Annotated in this window: 2 protein-coding genes; both read left to right on the top strand. The window is 64.5% G+C overall.

The window, feature by feature from the left end:
• A partial coding sequence (locus EN906_RS33450; RefSeq protein WP_127375742.1) for an SfnB family sulfur acquisition oxidoreductase occupies positions 1–1,196 on the top strand: 1,196 nt, incomplete at its 5' end.
• Between the two features lie 65 nt (positions 1,197–1,261).
• Positions 1,262–1,615: NADPH-dependent FMN reductase (locus tag EN906_RS33445; protein WP_206529245.1), on the top strand; the 354-nt coding region annotated here is incomplete at its 3' end.

Below are 1,615 nucleotides of genomic sequence, written 5' to 3'. Positions count from 1 at the left end.
TCGCAAGACCGACCGCGCCAGCGCACATCATCAAGGACGATGCGGAGGCGATTGCGATTGCCCACGCGCTCGCCGCCGAATTCGTCAAGGATTCCTCCCGACGCGATCGCGAGCGGATCTGGCCGGTCGCCGAACTCGATGCCTTTTCGCAAAGCGGCCTTTGGTCGATCAATGTACCAAAGGCATTCGGTGGGCCGGAGGTGTCATATGCGACGCTGGCGAAGGTGATCGAGATCATCTCGGCGGCGGATTCCTCGATCGGCCAGGTTGCCCAGAACCATCTCGGCGTTGTAGCCGCCATCCGCACCGTGGCCGACGCGGACCAGCAGAAGCTGCTGTTTGCCGAAGCGTTGAAAGGCACGCGGTTCGGCAACGCCTTTTCCGAGTTCGGCTCCAAGCGCGCCGCCGATTTTGAGACCCGCTTCACCGATGCCGGCGATCATGTGGTTGTCAGCGGCCGCAAATTCTATTCGTCCGGCGCGCTGCTTGCCCACCTGGTGCCGATCGTGGCGCTCGATGACGAGGGCCGCGCCTGGTATGCGATCGCCGACCGCGGCGCACCCGGACTGACCGTCATCGACGACTGGTCGAGCTTTGGCCAGCGCACGACGCTGTCCGGCACCGTCATCATCGACAACGTCAAGTTGCCGAAGACGCATCTGGTACCCGGCTACAAGGGCTACGACAGGCCGACCGCCGACGGCGCCATCTTCCAGATCATCCAGGTGGCGGTCGACACCGGCATCGCCCAGGCGGCGATCGACGAGACCGTCAGCTTCGTCAGGACCAAAAGCCGCGCCTGGATCGACAGCGGCGTCGACAACGCCTGGGACGATCCCTACACCATTCAGGCCATCGGCGACCTGACGCTGCGCCTGCACGCGGCGCAGGCGCTGCTGGAGAAGGCCGGCCTGGCGATCGACCGGGCAGTGGCCGAGCCGACCGCCGACACGGTCGCGCATGCGCAGATCGTCACCGCCGAGGCAAAAATCCTGTCGACCGAGATCGCCATCGCCGCGACCAACAAGCTGTTCGAACTGGCAGGCACACGCTCGACCCTGGCCGAACACAATCTCGACCGGCATTGGCGCAATGCCCGCACGCACACGCTGCACGATCCGGTGCGCTGGAAATATTCGATCCTCGGCAAATATTTCCTCAACGGCGAAAATCCGCCGCTGCACGCCTGGAGCTGATCTCCCACCGGCGGGCGGGACGGCCCGCCACGTCAAACCTTCGACCATCCAAGAGGCTCACTGCCATGTCAAATCCAACAGTCGTCGGCTTTTCCGGCAACATCACCCGGCCGTCAAAGACGCGCGCCTTCGTCGACCTGGTCACCAGGGACATCGCCGCCAGCCACGGCCTGTCTGCGAGCACCTATGATATCGAGGATCTCGGTCCGTCGCTGGGAACGGCGAAATGGGCCCGCGATCTCGACGGCCAGGCGCGCGCGATCCTGGAACAAATCCTCGCCGCCGACGTGCTTGTCGTGGGCTCGCCGACCTACAAGGGCAGCTATACCGGTCTGTTCAAGCATTTCTTCGATCTGATCGATCCGGCAGCGCTGCGGGGGAAGCCCATCGTGTTGACGGCGACCGGCGGTGGCGAGCGC

The sequence above is a fragment of the Mesorhizobium sp. M7A.F.Ca.CA.004.06.1.1 genome, from assembly GCF_003999135.1.
GTDB lineage: Bacteria > Pseudomonadota > Alphaproteobacteria > Rhizobiales > Rhizobiaceae > Mesorhizobium.
This window is presented reverse-complemented; position numbering and strand designations above follow the sequence as displayed.